Source organism: Piscinibacter gummiphilus, from assembly GCF_032681285.1.
Taxonomy (GTDB): domain Bacteria; phylum Pseudomonadota; class Gammaproteobacteria; order Burkholderiales; family Burkholderiaceae_C; genus Rhizobacter; species Rhizobacter gummiphilus_A.
The window spans coordinates 1152785-1171408 of record NZ_CP136336.1; the positions used below are offsets into that span (position 1 = coordinate 1152785).

Genomic DNA, 18624 nt, shown 5'->3' on the forward strand with positions numbered 1-18624 from the left:
GTGTCTCAGAGACCGAGGTACGCAGTCTGCACGAACGGGTCGGCCAGCAGCTGAGCCCCGGGGCCCGAGCGGATCACCTGGCCTTGCTCGTACACATGGCCCTGGTGCGCGAGGCGCAGCGCCATGCGGGCGTTCTGCTCGACCAGGATCACCGCGAGCTTCGCCTCCTGGTTGATGCGCTGGATGGCGCCTGCGATCTCGGCCACGATCTTCGGCGCGAGGCCGAGCGAGGGCTCGTCGAGCATCAGCACCTGCGGCTCGGCCATCATCGCGCGGCCGATGGCGACCATCTGCTGCTCGCCGCCCGAGAGCGAGCCGGCGAGCTGGTGCCGCCGCTCGGCCACGCGCGGGAAGAGCGCGTGCACCCGCTCCAGGCTGCGCCGCACGCTGGCGCGCGAACGCACGGTGTGCGCGCCGACGAGCAGGTTGTCTTGAACCGTCATGCGCGGGAAGAGGCGCCGGCCTTCGGGCGACAGGGCCAGGCCGCGCACCACGCGCTGGTCGGCGGGCAGGCGCTCGATCGGGTCGCCCTGCCAGCGCACGCTGCCACGCGCCAGCGGCAGCATGCCCATCAGCGCCTTGAGCGTGGTGCTCTTGCCGGCGCCGTTGGCCCCGACGAGCGCCACGATCTGGCCCGGCTCGACGGTGAACGACACGTCGCGCACGGCTTCGAGCGCACCGTAGCGCACGGCGATGCCTTGCACCTCAAGCATGGAATTCCTCCGGCGCGCCGAGGTAGGCCTCGATCACCTGCGGGTTGTCGCGAACGGCTTGTGGCGTGCCTTCGGCAATCTTCTGGCCTTGCACCAGCACCACGATGTGCTCGCACAGCCCCATGACGAGAGCCATGTGGTGCTCCACCAGCAGCAGGGTGAGCTGGCGTTGCGTCCGCAGCGAGCGCAGCAGCTCGCCGAAGGCGGCCGACTCTTCGGGGTTGAGGCCGGCGGCGGGCTCGTCGAGGAGCAGCATCTCAGGCTGCGTGGCCAGGCCGATGGCGACACCCAGGCGCTTCTGGTGGCCGTAGGAGAGGTTGCCGGCGAGCGCGTCGCGCTGCGAGGCAAGCCCCAGCAGCGTGAGCACCTCGTCGACCTGCTCGTGGAGTCGGGCGAGCGCGGTGCGTGTCGCGCCGTCACTGAAGAGCTGGTTGGGCAGCGACGTGCCCAGCCGCGCCAACGCGCCGCGGTACACGTTCTGCGCGACGGTGGCCTTGGGGTAGATCGAAGTGTTTTGAAACGTGCGCGCGAGGCCGAGCTTCACCACGCGGCTCGGGGGCCCACCGGTGATGTCATGCCCCTTGAAGCGCACGGTGCCGGCGCTCGGCGGCAGCGTGCCGCTGATGAGGTTGAAGGCCGTGGTCTTGCCGGCACCGTTGGGCCCGATCAGGCCGACGATCTGGCCGGGCTGCACCGAGAAGCTCAGGTCCTTCAGTGCGGCGAGGCCGCCGAAGGTCTTGGAGAGGCCGTGCACTTCCAGCATCTCAGCGGCCTTTCGCGAAGCGCCCGGGCAACGACGCCAGCCCACCCGGCATGAAATGCAGGATGAGGATCAGCGCCGCGCCGTAGAAGATGTGCTGCGTCTGCACGGCACCGCGCAGCAGTTCAGGCAATGGCGTGAGGATGGCCGCCCCGATGAGCGGGCCCCACACGCTCTGCCGCCCGCCGATCACGAGCATCACGATCACGTTGATGGAGAGCGTGGTGTTGAACGACTCGGGCGACACGAAGCCCACGTAGTGCGCCAGCAGCACGCCGCCCAGGCCGGCGATGGCGCAGCCGATCACGAAGGCCTGCAGTTGCAGGCGATGCACGTTGAGGCCGCTGGCCTCGGCGAGCGCCGGGTTCTCGGACACGGCGTCGTAGGCGTGGCCGGTGGGGGTGGTGGCCAGCCGCTTGAGGAAGAAAGCGCTGGCGGCGGCGACGCCGAGCGCAAGCACCAGGAACCGCGCCTTGGTGTCGAACGCCACGCCGAAGAGCGTGGCCGGTGGAATGCCGGCAATGCCGTTGGCACCGCCCGTGAGGGCCGACCAGTCGAGCAGGGCCAGGCGCACGAGTTCGGCAAAGGCGAAGGTGACGAGCACGAAGTACACACCACGCAGCCGCAGGATCACCCAGCCCAGCACGAGTGCGACCAGCGCAGCGGCCGCGATGCCCCCGAGCGCCGAGAGCCAGAAGGGCCAGCCTGCTTTCATGTGGGCGAGCACGGCGGCATAGGCCGCGATGCCGACGAAGGCACCGTGGCCGAGCGAGAGCTGGCCGGTGCGGCTGATGAGCGCGAGCCCGCTCACGATGACGACGTTGAGGCAGACGAGCACCGCGAGGTGGACGTGGAAGTCGGTCATTCCGGCCGCCCCAGCAGGCCGCTCGGCCGCACGACCAGCATGCCGATCACCAGCGCGAAGATGAGGATGTCGGCCGTGCTGGTGCTGAGGAAGGTGCCGGCCACGCTCTCGGTGATGCCGAGCAGCAGACTGGCGAGCGCCGCTCCCGGAATGCTGCCGAGCCCACCGAGGATGACGACGATGAAGGCCTTAAGCATCGGCCCCGCGCCGATGAAGGGCGACACCGAGAAGAGCGGCGCCATCAGCCCCCCGGCCACGGCGGCGAGCCCCACGCCGAGGCCGAAGCCCAGCGGGTAGATGAGCCGCGCCTTGATCCCCTGGATCTGCGCGATCTCGATGTCTTGCACCACCGCGCGCAGCGCTCGGCCGGTGCGCGAGTAGCGAAGGAAGAGCCACATCGCCAGCAGCACGGCCGCGGAGCACAGCACCACGTAGACGCGCGAGTTGGGCACGAGCAGGTCACCCAGGCGCAGCACGCCCGTGGCCACGCTCGGCATGCTCTGCGGGTCGGGCCCGAAGAGCATCAGCGCACCGTTCTGCAGGATCATCGCGAGGCCAATGGTGGCGATCATTCCGTTGAGCTCGTCGTGGCGGAAGGGCTTGAGCACCGCCCACTCGATGACCCACCCCACCAGCACCGCGATCACTAAGGTGAGCGCCACGCTCGGCAGGAAGGGCAACTCGAAGCGGGTCACGCAGATGAAGGTGACGAAGGCGCCGAGCATGTAGAACTCGGCGTGCGCGAAGTTCACGATGCGCATCACGCCGAAGACGAGCGTGAAGCCCACCGCCATCAGCAGGTAGAGCAGACCGACGACCAGGCCGTTGACCACGGCCTGGCCGATGAGCAGGGACAGGTCCACCGGATTACTTGCAGCCGCTCGCGGTGCAACGCGCGCGGATCACTTCCTGCCCATCCTTCACCTCGGCCACGTAGAACGGCGCGTCGAGCTGGTGGTCGACACCATAGGCGGCCTTGCCCGTCCACGACGATTCACCCAAGGCGCCCTTGTGGCCCTTGATCTTCTCCAGCTCGGCCACGACCTTGGCGGTGTCGCTCACGGTGCCGGCCTTGCGCATGGCTTCGAAGAGCAGGTGCGTGCCGTCGTAGAACGCCGGGCTGAAGCCGTTCATCGCGCGCTTGTACTTGGCGGCGTAGGCCTGCGCGTAGGCGGCGGTGCTGGGCAGCTTGGGGTCGATGGGCGTGTGAACCAGCAGGCCCTCGGTGGCCTGCTTGCCGGCCACGTTGACGATGTCCTGCGTGGCGGGGCCGCCGGTGCGGATGATGGTGCCGGTGAAGCCGAGCTCGCGCGCCTGCTTGGTGATGAGGCCGGCGGTGCTGGGCGAGTTGCCGTCGAGTTCGATGGCGTCGACCTTGGCGGCGAGGATGCGGGTAATCAGCGGCACGAAGTCCACGCGGTCGCGTTCGAAGAATTCTTTCGCCGCGAGGTCGGCGCCGACCTTGCCGTAGGCGGTGGTCAGGTCTTTCGCGATCTGCTGGCCGGTTTCGTCGTTGGGGAAGAGGGCGCCCACGCGCTTCACGTTGCGCGTCTTCACCACCCACTCGATCTGCGGGCCAGCCACTTCGGCGGTGGTCACGTTGGGGCGGAAGGTGTAGAGCTTGTCCGTGCCCAGCGCCTTGGCGGTGAAGCCGAGCGTCATCACGACGACCTGGTTCTTCTCGGTGATGGGCTGGATGGCCAGCACCGGCGCCGAGCCCACCGGGCCGATGATGTACTTGACCTTGTCGTCGTAGACGAGTCGGTTGGCCACCGTCACCGCTTCGTTGGCCTGGTACTTGTCGTCGTAGGCGATGACCTGCACCTTGTACTTCTTGCCGCCCACGTCGAGCCCGCCCTTGGCGTTGACGTCGTCGGCGGCGAGCTCGGCCGCGTGTTGCATGCCAGTGCCCCAGGCGGCGCCGGCCCCCGAGAGGGTGACGAGGGCGCCGATCTTGAGCGTCTCCTGAGCGAAGGGCGCGCTGCTGAACGCGATGAGGGCCGCGAGGGCCAGGGGCTTGAGCAGGGTCATGGGTTGTCTCCGTCTGATGTGTGGGTGGGGGACTACTCGATCGAAGCGCCCGAGAGGCGCACCACCTCGCGCCACTTGCGGCTTTCGGCCTGCATGAAGGCCTCGAACTCGGCGGGCTTGTTGTTCACCACCTCGCCGCCGAGGTCGACGAGGCGCTGGTGCATCGCGGGCTCGGCCACGAGCTTGACGATCTGCTCGCTGATCTGCGTGCGCAGCGCAGGTGGCAGCGAGGCCGGTGCCAGCACGCCGAACCAGGTGGCCGCCTCGAAGCCGGCAAGACCCGCTTCGGTGAAGGTGCGCAGCTCGGGCACCCGCTCGACGCGCTTGGCGTTCGCCAGCGCCACCGCGTGCAGCTTGCCGCTCGCCAAGTGCGGCAGCACGGAGGTGAGCGTGACGAACATCGTGTCGACCTGGCCCGCGAGCAGGTCGGTGAGGGCCGGCGCGTCGCCCTTGTAGGGCACGTGCGTCATCGGGACTTGTGCCTGCACCTTGAACATCTCGCCGGCCAGGTGCTGCGCGGTGCCGTTGCCGGGCGAGGCGAAGGTGAGGCCGTTGGGGCGACCCTTGGCGAGCGCCATCAGCTCGGGCAGCGTCTTCGCCGGCAGCGCCGGGTTCGTCACCAGCACGATGGGCACCTTCACCAGCAGCGAGAGCGTGGCGAAGTCTTTGACAGGATCGAAATCGATCTTCTTGTAGATGCTCGCGGCGATGGTGTGCGCCGAGGTCGTCATGTAGAGCGTGTGGCCGTCGCCCGGGGCACGCGCGACCTGCGAAGCGGCGAGCGTGGTGCCGGCGCCGGGCTTGTTGTCGACGATGACCTGCTGGCCCCAGGTGGCGCTCAGGCGCTCGGCGAGGGCGCGGGCCACCACGTCGGTGGCGCCGCCGGCGGGGTAGGGCACGACGAGCCTGACGGGCTTGGTGGGGAATCCTTGCGCGTGCAGCGCCAGCGGCGACAGCAACGCGGGGGTGACGATGAACTGGCGGCGCTTCATGTCTTGCCTCCGAGCAGTCGGCTCACGACCGGGTGGTACTGGTCGCCGAGACCGGCGTCAATGGCGGCCTGGTACCACTCGTCGACGATGCGGGCGCTCTTGGCGTCGACCCCCGTTTCCTGCGCGAGCTTCAACGCATAGGCCAGGTCCTTGCGGGCGTAGCGCACCGAGAACGCCCGCTCGGGGAAGGCGCCCGGCAGCATGGCCTTCATGCCGTGGCTGCGCAGGGCGAAGCTGTCGGCGCTGCCCTTGCTCAGGGTCTCGAAGAGCAGCGTGGGGTCGACACCGGCGCGCTCGCCGATGGCCTTGGCTTCGCTCAAGGCGACAACGGTTTCGAAGAGCACCATGTTGTTGAGGATCTTCACCACCTGGCCGCAGCCGACGGGGCCGCAGAGCGCGATGTCGGTGGCAAAGGTGGCGATGAGCGGCTTCACGCGCTCGAAGGTGGCCGCGTCGGCGCCGACCATCACCGAGAGCGTGCCGGCCTCGGCGGCGGCCCGGGTGCGGGCCACGGGGGCGTCGATGAAGGTCACACCCTTGTCCGCAAAGGCCTTCGCGAGCGCGCGTGTCGTGTCGACGGGCGAGGTGCTGAGGTCGATCACGATCTGCCCGGCGCGTGTGTTGGCGAGCAGGCCGTCGGGCTGCTGCGCGAGCTGCTGCACCACCTCGCCGGAGGGCAGCGAGAGCAGCACGATGTCGGCGTGCTTCATCACCGCGGCGATGGAGCCGGCGCTCTGCACGCCGTCAGCGGCGAGGCGCTGCAGCGCGGCGCTGTCGAGGTCGTGTGCATGCACGGCGCTGCCCGACTTGCGCGCGAGGTTGCGGCACATGGGCTCACCCATCACACCCAGGCCGATGAATCCGAGAGAGTTGGTCGTCATGAATCAGAGGCCGAGGTAGATGCCCTTGGCTTGTTGGTAGAGGCGCAGGCCGGTGAGGCCTTTTTCGCGGCCGAGGCCGCTGTCCTTGAAGCCGCCGAACGGCGTGGCGATGGAGAGCTGCTTGTAGGTGTTGATCCACACCGTGCCGGCTTCGAGCGCACGGGCGATGCGCAGGGCGCGCTTGTAGTCGGCCGTCCAGATGCCGGAGGCCAGGCCGTAGGCGCTGTCGTTGGCTTGCGCGATGAGGTCGTCTTCGTCGTCGAAGGGCAGGGCGCAGAGCACCGGGCCGAAGACTTCCTGCTGCGCGATGGCGGCGCGGTTGTCGATGCCGGCGATGACGGTGGGCAGGTAGAAGGCCCCGGCATCCAGGCGGGCATCGCTCGGACGTGCGCCACCGGCCACGATCTCGGCGCCGCCCGCGCGGGCCGCGTCGACCATGCCTTCGATGCGCTCGCGCTGGGCGAACGAGGCAATGGGGCCCATCTCGGCGCCGCTGGCGTCGGGCAAGTCGACACGCAGGCGCCGTGCCTTGTCGGCGATCATCTTCAGCACCCGATCGAACACGCTGCGCTGCACGAAGAGCCGCGAGCCCGCCACGCACGACTGGCCGCTGCCTTCGAAGATGCCGCCGGCCACGCCTTCGACGGCCGCGTCGAGGTCGGCATCGGCGAAGAGGATGTGCGGCGACTTGCCGCCGAGTTCCAGCGCGACCGGCATCAGCTTGCGCGCTGCTGCTTCGGCGATGCGCCGGCCGCTCGCCGTGCCGCCGGTGAACGACACCATCTTCACGCCCGGGTGCTCGACGAGCGCCGCGCCCACCGTGGCGCCGGTGCCCGGCAGCACGTTGAGCAGCCCGGGGGGCAGGCCCGCTTCGAGCGCGATGCGGCCGAGTTCGAGCGCGGTCGAGGGCGTGATCTCCGATGGTTTCAGGATCACCGCGTTGCCGGCGGCGAGTGCGGGTGCGACCTTCTGCGCCTCCATCGTCATCGGCGAGTTCCACGGCGTGATGGCGGCGACCACGCCATAGGGCTCGTGCACCGTCATCGAGAGGTAGTTACCGCGTGAAGGTGTGAGCTCGGAGACTAGCGTCTCGCACACGGAAGCGTAGTAGCGGAAGGTGGTGGCTGCGCTCTTGACCTGCGCCACGCACTCGGCCCAGACCTTGCCGTTCTCGAGCATCTGCAGGCGCGCGAAGCGCTCGCTGTCGCGCAGCATCAGCTCGCCGATGCGGTGCAGGAGCCCGGCGCGCTGCGGCGGGAGCATCTCCCGCCAGGCCTTGTGGCGGGCGGCGTCGGTGGCGCAGGCCACGGCGTCGTTCACCTCGTCGGCTCCCGCGGCAGCCACGCGGTGGTTCAGCTGACCGGTGGCCGGGTTGATGGAATCGAGCGGCGGCGCCGTGCCGCCGGGCCGGAACTCGCCGCCGATCAGCAGCGGGCGTGGGGTGTCGTTTGTGGTGCCGGTGGGCATTCGGGTCTTGTGCGGAGTTTGTTCTGTTAAACAGAATCAAGGTTCTGTCATATGGGGAGTGTCGCGCTCACCCAAGACGGGCGTCAAGGCGTGAACGGGGCGGTGTTATCCCTGAGGGCCTGCCGAGGCGCCAATGCGACGACTGCAAAATCGCGCGCCCCGGAACATCCCGGGAACAACTCAAGGAGGAAGTTGATGAAGAGGCTTTTGCTGGTACTTGCAGCGCTCGCGCTGTCTGGCTGCGCGGCGCAGGTGGCAAACCTGAACGTTGCTGGCGCGGAACGTTCGGAGCAGTTGCGTGTACAGGACCTGCGCCCGGCGATCGAGAAGGAGGGTGAAATCTTCAGCATCTCCATCACGAGCGAGCAGTACGCGCTCTATCGGGTGGCTGAAAGCGTGACGGTTCCGAGCGGCGTGCGCCTGCTGCAGCATCGTGCGTTCGAAACCCTGCAGAAGCCGGGCGAAGCGCCGCTCGACCTCAAGGTGCACCACTTCGTCGTCTACCGCAACATGCAAGCCGAGCTTCGCCGCAGCTCAATCGGCATCGCGCTTGGAGGTGTGATGGGCGCAGTGATCGCGGGCAACATGGTCGTCGACGCCTCGGGTGCGGCACACTCGCTCGTGGACGGCAAGGCCTTCGAAGCACTGGCTGCCACCGAATTCAAGCGGGCGCTCTACTCCGAGGCCGAGAACGCCGGCAAAGGCAGCGTGCACATCGTCTACATCGACACCGAGATCAACGGCAAGCGTGTCTTCACGCGCACGCTGGTGCCCATGAAGGTGCCCGAAGGCCAGACACCGATCGGCGTGGCGCTCGAATCTGCGATCAAGTACCAGCTGGCGCAGTACTGACGATCAACGGGCCCGCCGTGTGGCGGGCCAGACGCCGCCCAGGTTGCGCGTGGCCGTCTCGCAGGCTTCGAGCAGCGGCTTCACCATCTTCTTCACCGCCGATTCGGTGAACCGATCGAGCGGACCCGAGAGCGACAACGCCCCGAGCAACTGGCCTCCGGGCCCGAACACCGGCCCGGCGACGGCGCCGCACAGCGGGTCTCGCTCGCCGAAGGAGTATTCGGCGAGTTCGCCACCGAAGGCCGCGGCGTCGCCCGTGCCGAAGCGCAGCAGCACCTTGCCCGCGGCACCGCGCTTGAGCGGCAGCAGGTCACCCGCGCGCACACGGTCGAGCGTGGAATGGTGCGAGTCGAACCGCAGCAGGCACAGGCGCGTCTCGTCGTCTTGCCGCACGTGGAACGACGGGCTTTCCGTGCCGCGCTCCACCAGCGCCTGCATCAGCGGCGCGAGTTGCTCTTCCACGCGGTTGCTGCGCTCATAGGCGCGCCCGAGACGAAACGCGAGCGGCCCCAGCACGTAGCGCTGGTCCTGCTGGCGCAGCACCAGGCCGCGCCGCTCGAGCGTGACCATCATGCGCAGCACCGCGCTCTTGTAGAGGCCGGTGGCCTCGGCGATGCCGGTGAGGGTGAGCGGCTGTTCGGCGCGTTCGATCGCCTCGACGATGGCGAGCGCGCGCTCGACGGCGGCCACGCCTTCCATGTTGGCGGCGTAGCCGGGAGACAGTTTGGGGGTGGAAGCGGAGCGAGACGGCATGGGTGAGGGCGACCTGGTGCGCGGGTGCGCGCGCGTGGAGCCGCAGTATGGCGCAGCGTGCGCGGGCTCACCCCCACCGATGGGGGGAAGGGCTGCCTTCCCCTGGCGTGATGCAATACGCGGATGAACGAGGAAGTCCAGTCGCTGCGCAAACGCCTGCAGGATCTGCACGAGCAGCACATCGCCGGGTTCGCGAACGACCAGCAGTACGCGGAAGCTCGCGCGCTGCTCGAGCGCAAGCTGGTCGATGCGGTGATGCGCAGCCCCGACCCCGACGAAGAGTGGCCCGAGACCGTGATGATGGGCGACATGCGGCCCGATGCGGCGTTGCTGCCGCCGTTGCCCATGCCGGCGGCGCCGCAGAAGTCGGATGCGCTGCGGTGGGTGGTTGGCGCGGGCGTGGCCGCCGTGGCGGCGGCGTTGCTGACCTACGGCTGGGCGGTGTCGTCGCGCAGCAGCGCAACCCCGGCCCGCGCCACGTCTGCATCCGACGAGGCGCCCGTGTTGCACGGCACGGCGGGCGCCTCGGCGCCGGCCGCGCTCGTCGATGCGGCGGCCCCGGTGGGGCAATCCATCAGTGGCACGGTGGACCTGTCGCCGAGCGTCGCGCAACAGGCACGCCCGACCGACACGGTCTTCATCTTCGCCCGCGCGGTGGAAGGGCCACCGATGCCGCTGGCGGTGATTCGCAAGCAGGTGAAGGACCTGCCGCTGCAGTTCAAGCTCGACGACAGCATGGCGATGTGGCCGGACGCGCGGGTGTCGGCCTTTCCGCGCGTGGTGGTCACGGCACGCGTGAGCAAGAGCGGCGAAGGCCAGCCGCGCCCTGGCGACCTGGAAGGCCACTCGCCGCCCGTGGCCGCGGGGGCCACGGGGTTGCAGATCGCCATCTCCAACGTGGTGGGTGCTGGCGCGGCGGGGCCTTAGCCTGCCCCCTCAGATCGGCGCGAAGACGAAGTCGCCCGCTTCGTGGCCGGCAAAGCCGATCGGCGCGTACTGCGGCTGCTGCGGGATCTTGAGGCGGCGCGCGAGGTGCGCAAAACGTGCGGCCACCGCGCCATGCAACTCCTGCGCGGCCATCGGCGAGCGCACCTGACCCAGCACATCGAGCAGGCTGCGCGCGAAGAGCGAGTGGTTGATGCTGCCGCCGTCGACCACCGGCTCCATGCCGCCCGAGGTCATGGCCACGCGTGCTCGCTGCTGGCTGAGCTGGCGCAGCGGCCCCAGTCGTTGCTCGAGCGTCAAGGCCTGGTCGACGGCGGGCACGAGCGAGCGGGTGAGCGTGCCCGAGTAGCACGAGTCGGCGATCACGAGCACATGGCGCGCGCTCATGGCCGAGAGTTGGTCGGTCACGTCGATCACCGACACCCATTGCGCGATGTCCTTCTCGTCGCCATCGACGGGGATCCAGTAGCCACGCGCAGTGACGGTGTCCATCTGGCCGTGGCCGGCGTAATAGACGACCACCTGGTCTTGCGGGCCGACCTGCTGGCGCAGCTTGCTTAAGCCCGACAGCAACTGCTGGCGCGTCACGTCTTGCAGCAGCGTCACCTCGAAGCCGAAGCGCTGCTTGAGCACGGTGGCCACGGCATGTGCATCGGCGCGGGGCGTGTCGAGCTTGGTCCAGTGCTTGTACTGCTGGTTGGCGATGACGAGCGCGTGGCGCTTTCCGCCGAGCAGCGGGGCGAGCGGTGGCGCTTCGACCGGCGCGGTGGCCAGCGCCGCACTGGCGGGTGACGCAACGGCGGGCGCCGCACTCGCCGCGAGCGGCGCCGAGCGCTGCACGAGCCTCAGCTCGGCCTGTGCCTGCGCGCCCACTTCGTCTTCGGCCTGCACAAGCACGGTCGATGGGGTGTCGCCCACGGTGAGCGGAATGCTCAACAGACCTTGTGCATCGGTGGCCTGCGGCTGGCCGTTGACCCGCACGGACTTCACACCATTGGCGCTCGCCACACGCACCACCACCTCCAGCGGGCCGGGGGCGCTTTCGAGCGTGATGGGGGCACCGGCCATGCGCGGCAACGGCACAGCGCCGAGCGGCGAGACCACGTCGACCCGCAGCCGCTCCGCACGCTGGATCGACAGGCCTGCCACCAGGCCGCCGGTCGCCTTCTGCACGAGATCGCCGATGCGGCGGTAGGCGTCAAGCGAGCTGAGGCCTTGCGCGGCGGCCAGCATGGCGCTTTTTTCGAGGAAGCCGGCCAAGCCGATCAGGGCGCGGGCCGAGCCCTGCGCGGCGGCCTTCTCGTACCACGACTGTGCTTCGGCGCGGTCGCCACGCTGGTCGAGCAGCTCGGCCATCGAGGTCTGCGCCATCGGCACGCCCTGGGTGGCGGCCGGCAGCAATGCGGTGAGCGTCGCCGCCCGGTCTGGCACTGCGGCCACGTTGGTGCCGGAGCCCGTGCCACCGGTCGCAGCCTGTGCTTGCGCCTGCGGCTGTGGCTCGCTGTATTCACCGCCCGCCGCTTGGCATTGCGTGGGCGAGAGCCGCGTTGCACGGCGTGGCATCACGGTGGTGCTCAGTCCCAGCCGGCGCACCTGGCCGGGCAACAGGCAATGCACGAGGCCATCGGCCGGCTCGGCTTGCGTGCCGGGCTGGTCGGCACTCCTCGCGTGGGAGCCCCACACCAGACCCAGAACCAATGCGGCGCTGGCGAGCGCCAGTTGCCGCGGGCGCGGCGTGGACATCGATCGCATGACAGACCTCAGCCGGCGCGGAACTGCACGCGGCGGTTGCTGCCGTTGAAAGGGTCGCTCTTGTCGAGCAGCTTGTGCGGGCCCTTGCCTTCCACGCCGAGTTGCGTGACGGGCAGCTTCTTCACGTTGACGAGGTAGCTGCGCACCGCGGCGGCGCGGCGCAGCGACAGGCTCTCGTTGTAGGCCACGCTGCCCTTGGCGTCGGTGTGACCTTCGACGACCACCTTCACCGTGCCTTCGGTCAGGCGGATGCCTTCGGCAATGACGTCGAGCTGCTGGCGAGCCTTGGGGGTGAGCGTGGCGGAATCGAAATCGAAGGGCACGGGCACCGAAACGGCGCTCGCTTCGACGGGGTTCCGCGTGGGCGTCTGCTCGAGCAGCGCAAACGGCGAGCGGCCGTTGATGGGCGCCTGGCCACGCAGCTTGGTGGCTTCGCTCGCGCCGCGGAAGAGGATGTCGGCCACTTCCTGCGGGGTGGGTTGCTGGCCTTCGCCGTAGACCATCACGGTCTGTGCCTGCACGAGCAGCGGCGTGGCGAGCAGCGCCAGCATGGCGGCGCCGATTCTGATGTTCATTCGTTTTCTCCCTGTGAACGCAACCGGCGATTTTTCCATGCGGTCTGCGCGCAAGAGCCCCCACATCGGAGGGTGCGCCACACACCCAAATGCAACCAACGGAAACGTTGCGCCGAATGACGTGGCATCCACCCGCAAAGGGGATGGGCGCTTGCAGGTGATGTCGGGATGATCGCGGCTTTTTTGCTCGGGCGCGCGGCATCGGAGAGGGGCCGCACGCGAGATCTCACACAACTACATCATGAAGAAATCCAACATCACATCGCTGTCATCACTGGCCGTGTTGCCGTGTCTCCTGTCGATGGCGGCCGATGCGTCGGCGGCCATCGAGTGCTCGCCGAATGCCATGGTCTCGGGCAGCACGGTGGCCCTCGTCGGCAACTGCATCGACACCGACACCAGCATGCCCATCACCTCCGGCGCCGAGGTCTGGCACATCGGCCCGCCGGGAAGTTCGTCTCCGCTTGGAACGCGCAACGTGGGCGGTGGCGCACTCACCGTGCCGGCCTTGCCGGGTGAGCACACCTACTACATCTCGGCCATCGACATGGGCTACGGCGGCTTGGTGAGCGTGGCGGGCGAGGGTGGTTACCCGACCACCGTCGTCAACCTGCCGTGCCCTGGCGAGGTGCTGGCCGGTGCGGCGGCGCGCGCTCGCGCGACCCGTGTGCGCCGCCACGACCACGACTGCGCCACTCCCACCACCAACGCGGCCGAACTGGCCACACCGCTCATGGCCGTGCAAGGCCAGCGCCTCAAGAGCAACCTCGACCACGCGCAGTCGCGCATGCGCACGCTGCGCGCCAACCGCAACGTGCCGGCGTTCGAGATGCAAGGCGTGCCGCTGCCCGTCAAGAAGACCGACGACCCCGCAAGCGCTGCACGCGAGACGCGCCGACTGGGTGTGTACGTGCTCGGCCTCGGCGACTACCTGCGGCAGAACCGCAGCGACACGCAGTCCGAATTCAAGCTGCGCAGCACCGCGCTGTCGGTCGGTGCCGACTATCGACTCAGCGACGAATGGGTGTTCGGCGCCAACGCCGGGGGCTCGCATGCCCGCATCGATTTCGCCGAGACGCTCAGCGAGCAGAAGAGCAAGGGCGGCCAGGTGACCGCGTACACCAACTGGAGCATCACGCCGTCGGCCTACGTGAGCGCCACGGTGAGCTATGAAGCCACGCGCTATGCACTGCAGCGCGACGACGGCCTCGGCGGCGTGGCCGAGGCGAAGCCCGGCGGCCGTGGCCTCGGCCTGAGCCTGTCGGCCGGGCGCGACATGAACTTCGGCGCCTGGAGCGTCGGCCCCTACGTGCGCATCGACAGCGTCACCTCGCGCGTCGAGGCCTTCGAGGAAAGCGGCAGCACCGAGGCGATCAGCGTGAGCCGCCAGACCGTGCGCTCCACCAGCTACAACCTCGGCGCGCAGGTGCAGATGAGCGTGCCGGTGTCGTGGGGCCTGGTGCTGCCCTATGTGCGCGTCGAAGCCACCCACCGCAAGCAGCGCACGCGAGACGCGGCCAGTGCGAGCCTCGTCAACGGCAACACCACCGTGCTGATTCCGAACACGGCCGACACCAGCGCCGGCTACGGCAACGTGGCGCTCGGTGTGTCGAGCGTGCACCAGGGCGGCATGAGCTGGTATGCCGACTACGAGACCGGCGTGGCGCAGAAGGGCTACCGCAGCCAGCGCCTCGGGCTCGGCCTGCGTTTCGAACTCTGATCGGCGAGCCCGTGGCCCAGGTGCTGATGGCGTGGGAGCTGGGGGGCCACCTGGGCCACCTCACGCGCCTGCGGCCGGTGGCCACAGCCCTCAAGGCGCGTGGCCACACCGTGAGCTTCGCGCTGCGCGACGTGATGGGCGGCCGCGCGGTGCTGCCCCCCGCACTCGGCCGCGTGTACCAGGCGCCGGTGGCGATCAACACTGCACCCCGGCCCGCCTGGACCATGGCCGATGTGCTGCTGGCCTGTGGCTACGGCCACGCGCCCGGGCTGGCCGGGCTGGTGGCGGCTTGGCAGTCGCTCATCGAGGCGAGTGGCTGCGGCATGGTGATCGCCGACCACGCCCCCACCGCGCTGCTCGCCGCACGCGTGATGGGGGTGCCGGCCGTGCACATCGGGCACGGCTTCACGGTGCCACCGCGGCTTTCGCCGCTGCCGGTGTTCCGCGACTGGGCGCCGCCGCCCGACACGCACGCGGCCGAGGTCGACGCGCAGGTTCTGCGCTGTGTGAACACCGTGCTCGGCGAGGCCGGTGCCGCACCGCTCGAGCGTCTCTGCGATCTCTTCTACCCCGAGCGCACGCTGCTGTGCACTTGGCCGGAACTCGACCACTACGGCGGCCTTGGCCGCCGCGCAGAAGACGCCATCGGGCCCGATTGCGAATACGCCCCTGGCGTCGAGCCCGTGTGGCCCACCGGCAGTGGCCCGCATGTGCTGGCCTACCTGCGCCGATCGCACCCGGGGCATGCCGAGGTGCTTCACGCCCTCGCCAACATGGGCGTGCCCACGCTGTGCTACCTGCCGGGCGAAGGCCCCGAGCCGGTGAGCGCGCCCACGTTGCACTACAGCCGCCAGCCGATCGATCTGCAGCGCGCCTTGCCGCGCTGCTCACTCGTGGTCTGCCACGCCGGCCAGGCCTCCGTCGCCCAGGCGCTGAGGCTCGGCATCCCGGTGCTGATGCTGCCCGAGCACGCCGAGCAGCACCTGCTCGCACGCCAACTGGAGCGCAGTGGCGCTGGTGTCAACGCCGCGATGCAGGCGCAGCCAGTCGCGTATGCGGCGCTCATCGCAGCCATGCTGCGCGCCGACGGCCCGCACGCCGCGGCGGCACGCGCGGTGGCCGCGCGTCATGCGGCGTTCGACCCGGCGATGCTCACCGCCCGCGTGGTGGAAGCCGCGGAGTCCGTGCTCACCTGAACGACGCCTCGGCCGTCGCGGCAGGGCTCTACGCCATCTGTCGTATATGCCGAACGAGGGGCGCTCCTTAACCTGCGTTCTGTCCAACCCCAGGAGGGGACCGTGAGACACAACCCCAAGGAGCTTCCCTACATGACTTCCACCCGTCGCACTTTCGCGAAAGCCCTCAGCGCCGTGTCGCTGGGTGTGGCTGCACTCGGCCTGCCTGCCTTTGCCCAAGCCCAGACCATCAAGGTCGGTGTGCTGCACTCGCTGTCGGGCACGATGGCCATTTCCGAGACCGTGCTGAAGGACGTGGCCTTGATGGCCATCGACGAGATCAACGCCAAGGGCGGCGTGCTCGGCAAGAAGCTCGAGCCCGTGGTCGTCGACCCGGCGTCGAACTGGCCGCTCTTCGCCGAAAAGGCCAAGCAGCTGATCTCGCAGGACAAGGTCGCCGTGGTCTTCGGCTGCTGGACCAGCGTGTCGCGCAAGTCGGTGCTGCCGGTGTTCGAGCAGAACAACTCGCTGCTTTTCTACCCCGTGCAGTACGAAGGTGAAGAGCTCTCGAAGAACGTGTTCTACACGGGTGCCGCGCCCAACCAGCAAGCGATTCCTGCCGTCGAATACCTGATGAGCAAGGACGGCGGCTCGGCCAAGCGTTTCGTGCTGCTGGGCACCGACTATGTGTACCCCCGCACCACCAACAAGATCCTGCGCGCCTTCCTGAAGAGCAAGGGCGTCGCCGAGGCCGACATCATGGAGGAGTACACCCCCTTCGGCCACGCTGACTACCAGAGCATCATCGCCAAGATCAAGAAGTTCTCGTCCGAAGGCAAGAAGACGGCTGTGGTGTCGACCATCAACGGCGACTCCAACGTGCCCTTCTACAAGGAACTCGGCAACCAGGGCCTGAAGGCGACCGACGTGCCGGTGGTGGCCTTCTCGGTGGGTGAAGAAGAGCTGCGCGGTGTCGACACCAAGCCGCTGGTCGGCCACCTGGCCGCCTGGAACTACTTCATGTCGGTGAAGAACCCGACGAATGACGCGTTCATCAAGTCGTGGTCCGCCTACGCCAAGGCCAAGAACATCCCCGGCCACAAGGACAAGCCGCTCACCAACGACCCGATGGAAGCCACCTACATCGGCATCCACATGTGGGCGCAGGCGGTCGAGAAGGCCAAGTCGACCGACACCGACAAGGTCATCGCCGCGATGGCTGGCCAGACCTTCAAGGCCCCGGGTGGTTTCACCTCCACGATGGACAAGGAAAACCACCACCTGCACAAGCCGGTGTTCATCGGTGAAGTCAAGGCCGACGGCCAGTTCAACGTGGTGTGGAAGACCAAGGGCCCGGTGGTTGCCGACCCGTGGAGCGACTACATCCCCGAGAACAAGGGCAAGAAGAACGTTCCGGAAAAGAAGTGAGCTTGAGAAGAGCTTTCTTCTGATTCTCTGAACGGAGGTCCTGCCTGCGAGGGCAGGGCCTCTTCGTGTTTGGTCCCCGCGGAGGGCGGGGCAACCCACAAGAGCCATGCCTCTTTCCACAAGACTTTTCGCGCTGGCGCTCCTGGCATTGCTGTTGGGCTTCGGCCCTGCCCATGCGCTCACACCGCAGCAGGCCAAGGCCATCGCCGAAGGCGACAGCGACGAGCGCATTGCCGCACTCAACAAGGCCGTGGCCGACGGCACCGCCGACCTCGCACCGTTCGTGCAGGCGTTGCTCGACGACGCGGTGAAGATCGCCGGCGACAAGGTCTTCGTCGTGCGCGACGACAAGGCCGTCGATGCCGCCACTGGCGCAGCCGCCACCGTGCCCGAGAACGCCGAAGACGTGGTCAGCAACAACCGCATGAAGGGCGCGCTGCAAGCCGCCCAGGCCGCGTTGCAGCTCGTCTCGCCCGACGTGGAGACCCGCCGCACCGCCATCACCGAGATGGCCAAGCAGACCATCGACGAATCGCAGCTCGTGCTGCTGGAAAAGGCCGTGGCCGCCGAGACCGACGCCGGCCTCAAGCACTCGCTCGAGCGCATGCGCGCGGCCATCCTCGTGTCGTCGTCCGACAAGGCCAAGCGCCTCGCGGCGGTGAAGTCGCTCGCCGAGAGCAGCGAGCCCACCGTGGCCAGCCTGCTCCAGGAGCGTCTCGCGCCCGATGCCGAGACCGACCCCGAAGTGCGGGCCGCCCTCACGCAGGCGCTCGACGGCATCCGCGGCAAGCTCGCCTGGGGCGAACGCGCCGGCGTGGTGTTCACCGGCATCAGCCTCGGCTCCATCCTGCTGCTCGCGGCCCTCGGCCTCGCCATCACCTATGGCTTGATGGGCGTGATCAACATGGCGCACGGCGAGCTGATCATGATCGGCGCCTATGCGGCCTACGTGACGCAGAACCTCTTCCGCAACTACCTGCCGGGATTGTTCGACTACTACATCCTCGCGGCCATCCCGATCTCGTTTTTCGCGTCGGCCCTCGTCGGCGCGGCGATGGAGCGCAGCGTGATCCGCTGGCTCTACGGCCGCCCCCTCGAGACGCTGCTGGCCACCTGGGGCATCAGCCTCGTGCTGATGCAGTCGGTGCGCACGCTCTTCGGCGCCCAGAACGTGCCGGTCGAAAACCCGGCCTGGCTGTCGGGCGGCGTCTCGGTGCTGAGCAACCTTACGCTGCCCTTCAACCGCATCGCCATCATCGTCTTCGCAATGCTGGTGCTCGGCGGCCTGGCGTACCTCGTGGCACGCACCCGCCTCGGCCTCTTCGTGCGCGGCGTCACGCAGAACCGCCGCATGGCCTCTTGCGTGGGCGTCAACACCGCCAAGGTCGACACCTATGCCTTCGCGCTCGGCTCCGGCATCGCCGGCCTCGCGGGCTGCGCGCTCTCGCAGGTGGGCAACGTGGGCCCCGACCTCGGCCAAAGCTACATCGTCGACAGCTTCCTCGTCGTCGTGCTGGGCGGCGTGGGTCAGCTCGCGGGCACCGTCTACGCGGCGCTCGGCCTGGGTGTGATCAACAAGCTCCTCGAAGGCTGGGCCGGTGCGGTGCTGGCCAAGATCATGGTGCTGGTCTTCATCGTCGTGTTCATACAGAAACGTCCGCAAGGCATCTTTGCCATGAAGGGCCGGAGCGCCGAAGCATGAGTGCAGTGATTCC

At 68.6% G+C, this 18624-nt stretch carries 17 protein-coding genes; 6 read left to right on the forward strand and 11 right to left on the reverse strand.

Features of this window, described 5'->3' with window-relative positions; translation table 11 throughout:
* Positions 1-5 precede the first annotated feature (5 nt).
* The 8 genes from RXV79_RS05565 to RXV79_RS05600 are packed head-to-tail and all read right to left on the reverse strand — an operon-like array spanning position 6 to position 7709.
* On the reverse strand, positions 6-713 hold the full coding sequence (locus tag RXV79_RS05565) for an ABC transporter ATP-binding protein (RefSeq protein ID WP_316702477.1): 708 nt from the start codon (positions 711-713) through the stop codon (positions 6-8).
* Positions 706-1476 (reverse strand): ABC transporter ATP-binding protein, encoded by a 771-nt coding sequence (locus tag RXV79_RS05570; protein WP_316702478.1) that lies wholly within the window; start codon positions 1474-1476, stop codon positions 706-708. The genes RXV79_RS05565 and RXV79_RS05570 overlap by 8 nt, the downstream gene beginning before the upstream one ends.
* Position 1477: 1 nt before the next feature.
* Complete coding sequence (locus tag RXV79_RS05575) at positions 1478-2338, reverse strand: branched-chain amino acid ABC transporter permease (RefSeq protein ID WP_316702479.1); 861 nt, start codon at positions 2336-2338, stop codon at positions 1478-1480.
* Complete coding sequence (locus RXV79_RS05580; protein WP_316702480.1) at positions 2335-3201, reverse strand: branched-chain amino acid ABC transporter permease; 867 nt, start codon at positions 3199-3201, stop codon at positions 2335-2337. Before RXV79_RS05580 ends, RXV79_RS05575 begins: the two co-directional genes overlap by 4 nt.
* Positions 3202-3205: 4 nt before the next feature.
* Positions 3206-4369 (reverse strand): ABC transporter substrate-binding protein, encoded by a 1164-nt coding sequence (locus RXV79_RS05585; protein WP_316702481.1) that lies wholly within the window; start codon positions 4367-4369, stop codon positions 3206-3208.
* 32 nt (positions 4370-4401) lie between these two features.
* Positions 4402-5361 (reverse strand): tripartite tricarboxylate transporter substrate binding protein, encoded by a 960-nt coding sequence (locus RXV79_RS05590; protein WP_316702482.1) that lies wholly within the window; start codon positions 5359-5361, stop codon positions 4402-4404.
* Positions 5358-6242 carry an NAD(P)-dependent oxidoreductase gene (locus RXV79_RS05595; protein WP_316702483.1) on the reverse strand — a complete coding sequence of 295 codons (885 nt, stop codon included), beginning with the start codon at positions 6240-6242 and terminating at the stop codon, positions 5358-5360. Before RXV79_RS05595 ends, RXV79_RS05590 begins: the two co-directional genes overlap by 4 nt.
* A 3-nt stretch (positions 6243-6245) precedes the next feature.
* The gene (locus RXV79_RS05600) at positions 6246-7709 is read right to left on the reverse strand and encodes an aldehyde dehydrogenase (RefSeq protein ID WP_316702484.1); all 1464 of its coding nucleotides are present in this window, start codon (positions 7707-7709) and stop codon (positions 6246-6248) included.
* 195 nt (positions 7710-7904) lie between these two features.
* Between RXV79_RS05600 and RXV79_RS05605 the strand changes: the two genes are divergently transcribed.
* Positions 7905-8561: a hypothetical protein gene (locus RXV79_RS05605; RefSeq protein ID WP_316702485.1), complete on the forward strand. Its 657-nt coding sequence runs from the start codon at positions 7905-7907 to the stop codon at positions 8559-8561.
* Between the two features lie 3 nt (positions 8562-8564).
* Here the strand turns inward: RXV79_RS05605 and RXV79_RS05610 are convergent, their stop codons facing one another.
* On the reverse strand, positions 8565-9314 hold the full coding sequence (locus tag RXV79_RS05610; protein WP_316702486.1) for an IclR family transcriptional regulator: 750 nt from the start codon (positions 9312-9314) through the stop codon (positions 8565-8567).
* Positions 9315-9437: 123 nt separating this feature from the next.
* Here RXV79_RS05610 and RXV79_RS05615 point away from each other — a divergent pair, with 123 nt between their 5' ends.
* Positions 9438-10241, forward strand: coding sequence for a c-type cytochrome biogenesis protein CcmI/CycH (locus tag RXV79_RS05615; RefSeq protein ID WP_316702487.1), 804 nt, complete (start codon positions 9438-9440; stop codon positions 10239-10241).
* Between the two features lie 9 nt (positions 10242-10250).
* Here the strand turns inward: RXV79_RS05615 and RXV79_RS05620 are convergent, their stop codons facing one another.
* The gene (locus tag RXV79_RS05620) at positions 10251-12011 is read right to left on the reverse strand and encodes a caspase family protein (RefSeq protein WP_316702488.1); all 1761 of its coding nucleotides are present in this window, start codon (positions 12009-12011) and stop codon (positions 10251-10253) included.
* 8 nt (positions 12012-12019) lie between these two features.
* Complete coding sequence (locus RXV79_RS05625; protein ID WP_316702489.1) at positions 12020-12586, reverse strand: OmpA family protein; 567 nt, start codon at positions 12584-12586, stop codon at positions 12020-12022.
* 241 nt (positions 12587-12827) lie between these two features.
* On the opposite strand from RXV79_RS05625, the gene RXV79_RS05630 reads away from it, so the two are divergent.
* The 4 genes from RXV79_RS05630 (at position 12828) to urtB (ending at position 18611) form a co-directional block, all read left to right on the forward strand.
* Positions 12828-14306: an autotransporter outer membrane beta-barrel domain-containing protein gene (locus RXV79_RS05630; protein ID WP_316702490.1), complete on the forward strand. Its 1479-nt coding sequence runs from the start codon at positions 12828-12830 to the stop codon at positions 14304-14306.
* Between the two features lie 11 nt (positions 14307-14317).
* Complete coding sequence (locus tag RXV79_RS05635; RefSeq protein WP_316702491.1) at positions 14318-15502, forward strand: glycosyltransferase; 1185 nt, start codon at positions 14318-14320, stop codon at positions 15500-15502.
* Positions 15503-15634: 132 nt separating this feature from the next.
* Positions 15635-16909 (forward strand): urea ABC transporter substrate-binding protein, encoded by a 1275-nt coding sequence (gene urtA / locus RXV79_RS05640; protein ID WP_316702492.1) that lies wholly within the window; start codon positions 15635-15637, stop codon positions 16907-16909.
* Positions 16910-17015: 106 nt separating this feature from the next.
* Positions 17016-18611, forward strand: coding sequence for an urea ABC transporter permease subunit UrtB (gene urtB / locus RXV79_RS05645; protein WP_316702493.1), 1596 nt, complete (start codon positions 17016-17018; stop codon positions 18609-18611).
* Positions 18612-18624 lie beyond the last annotated feature (13 nt).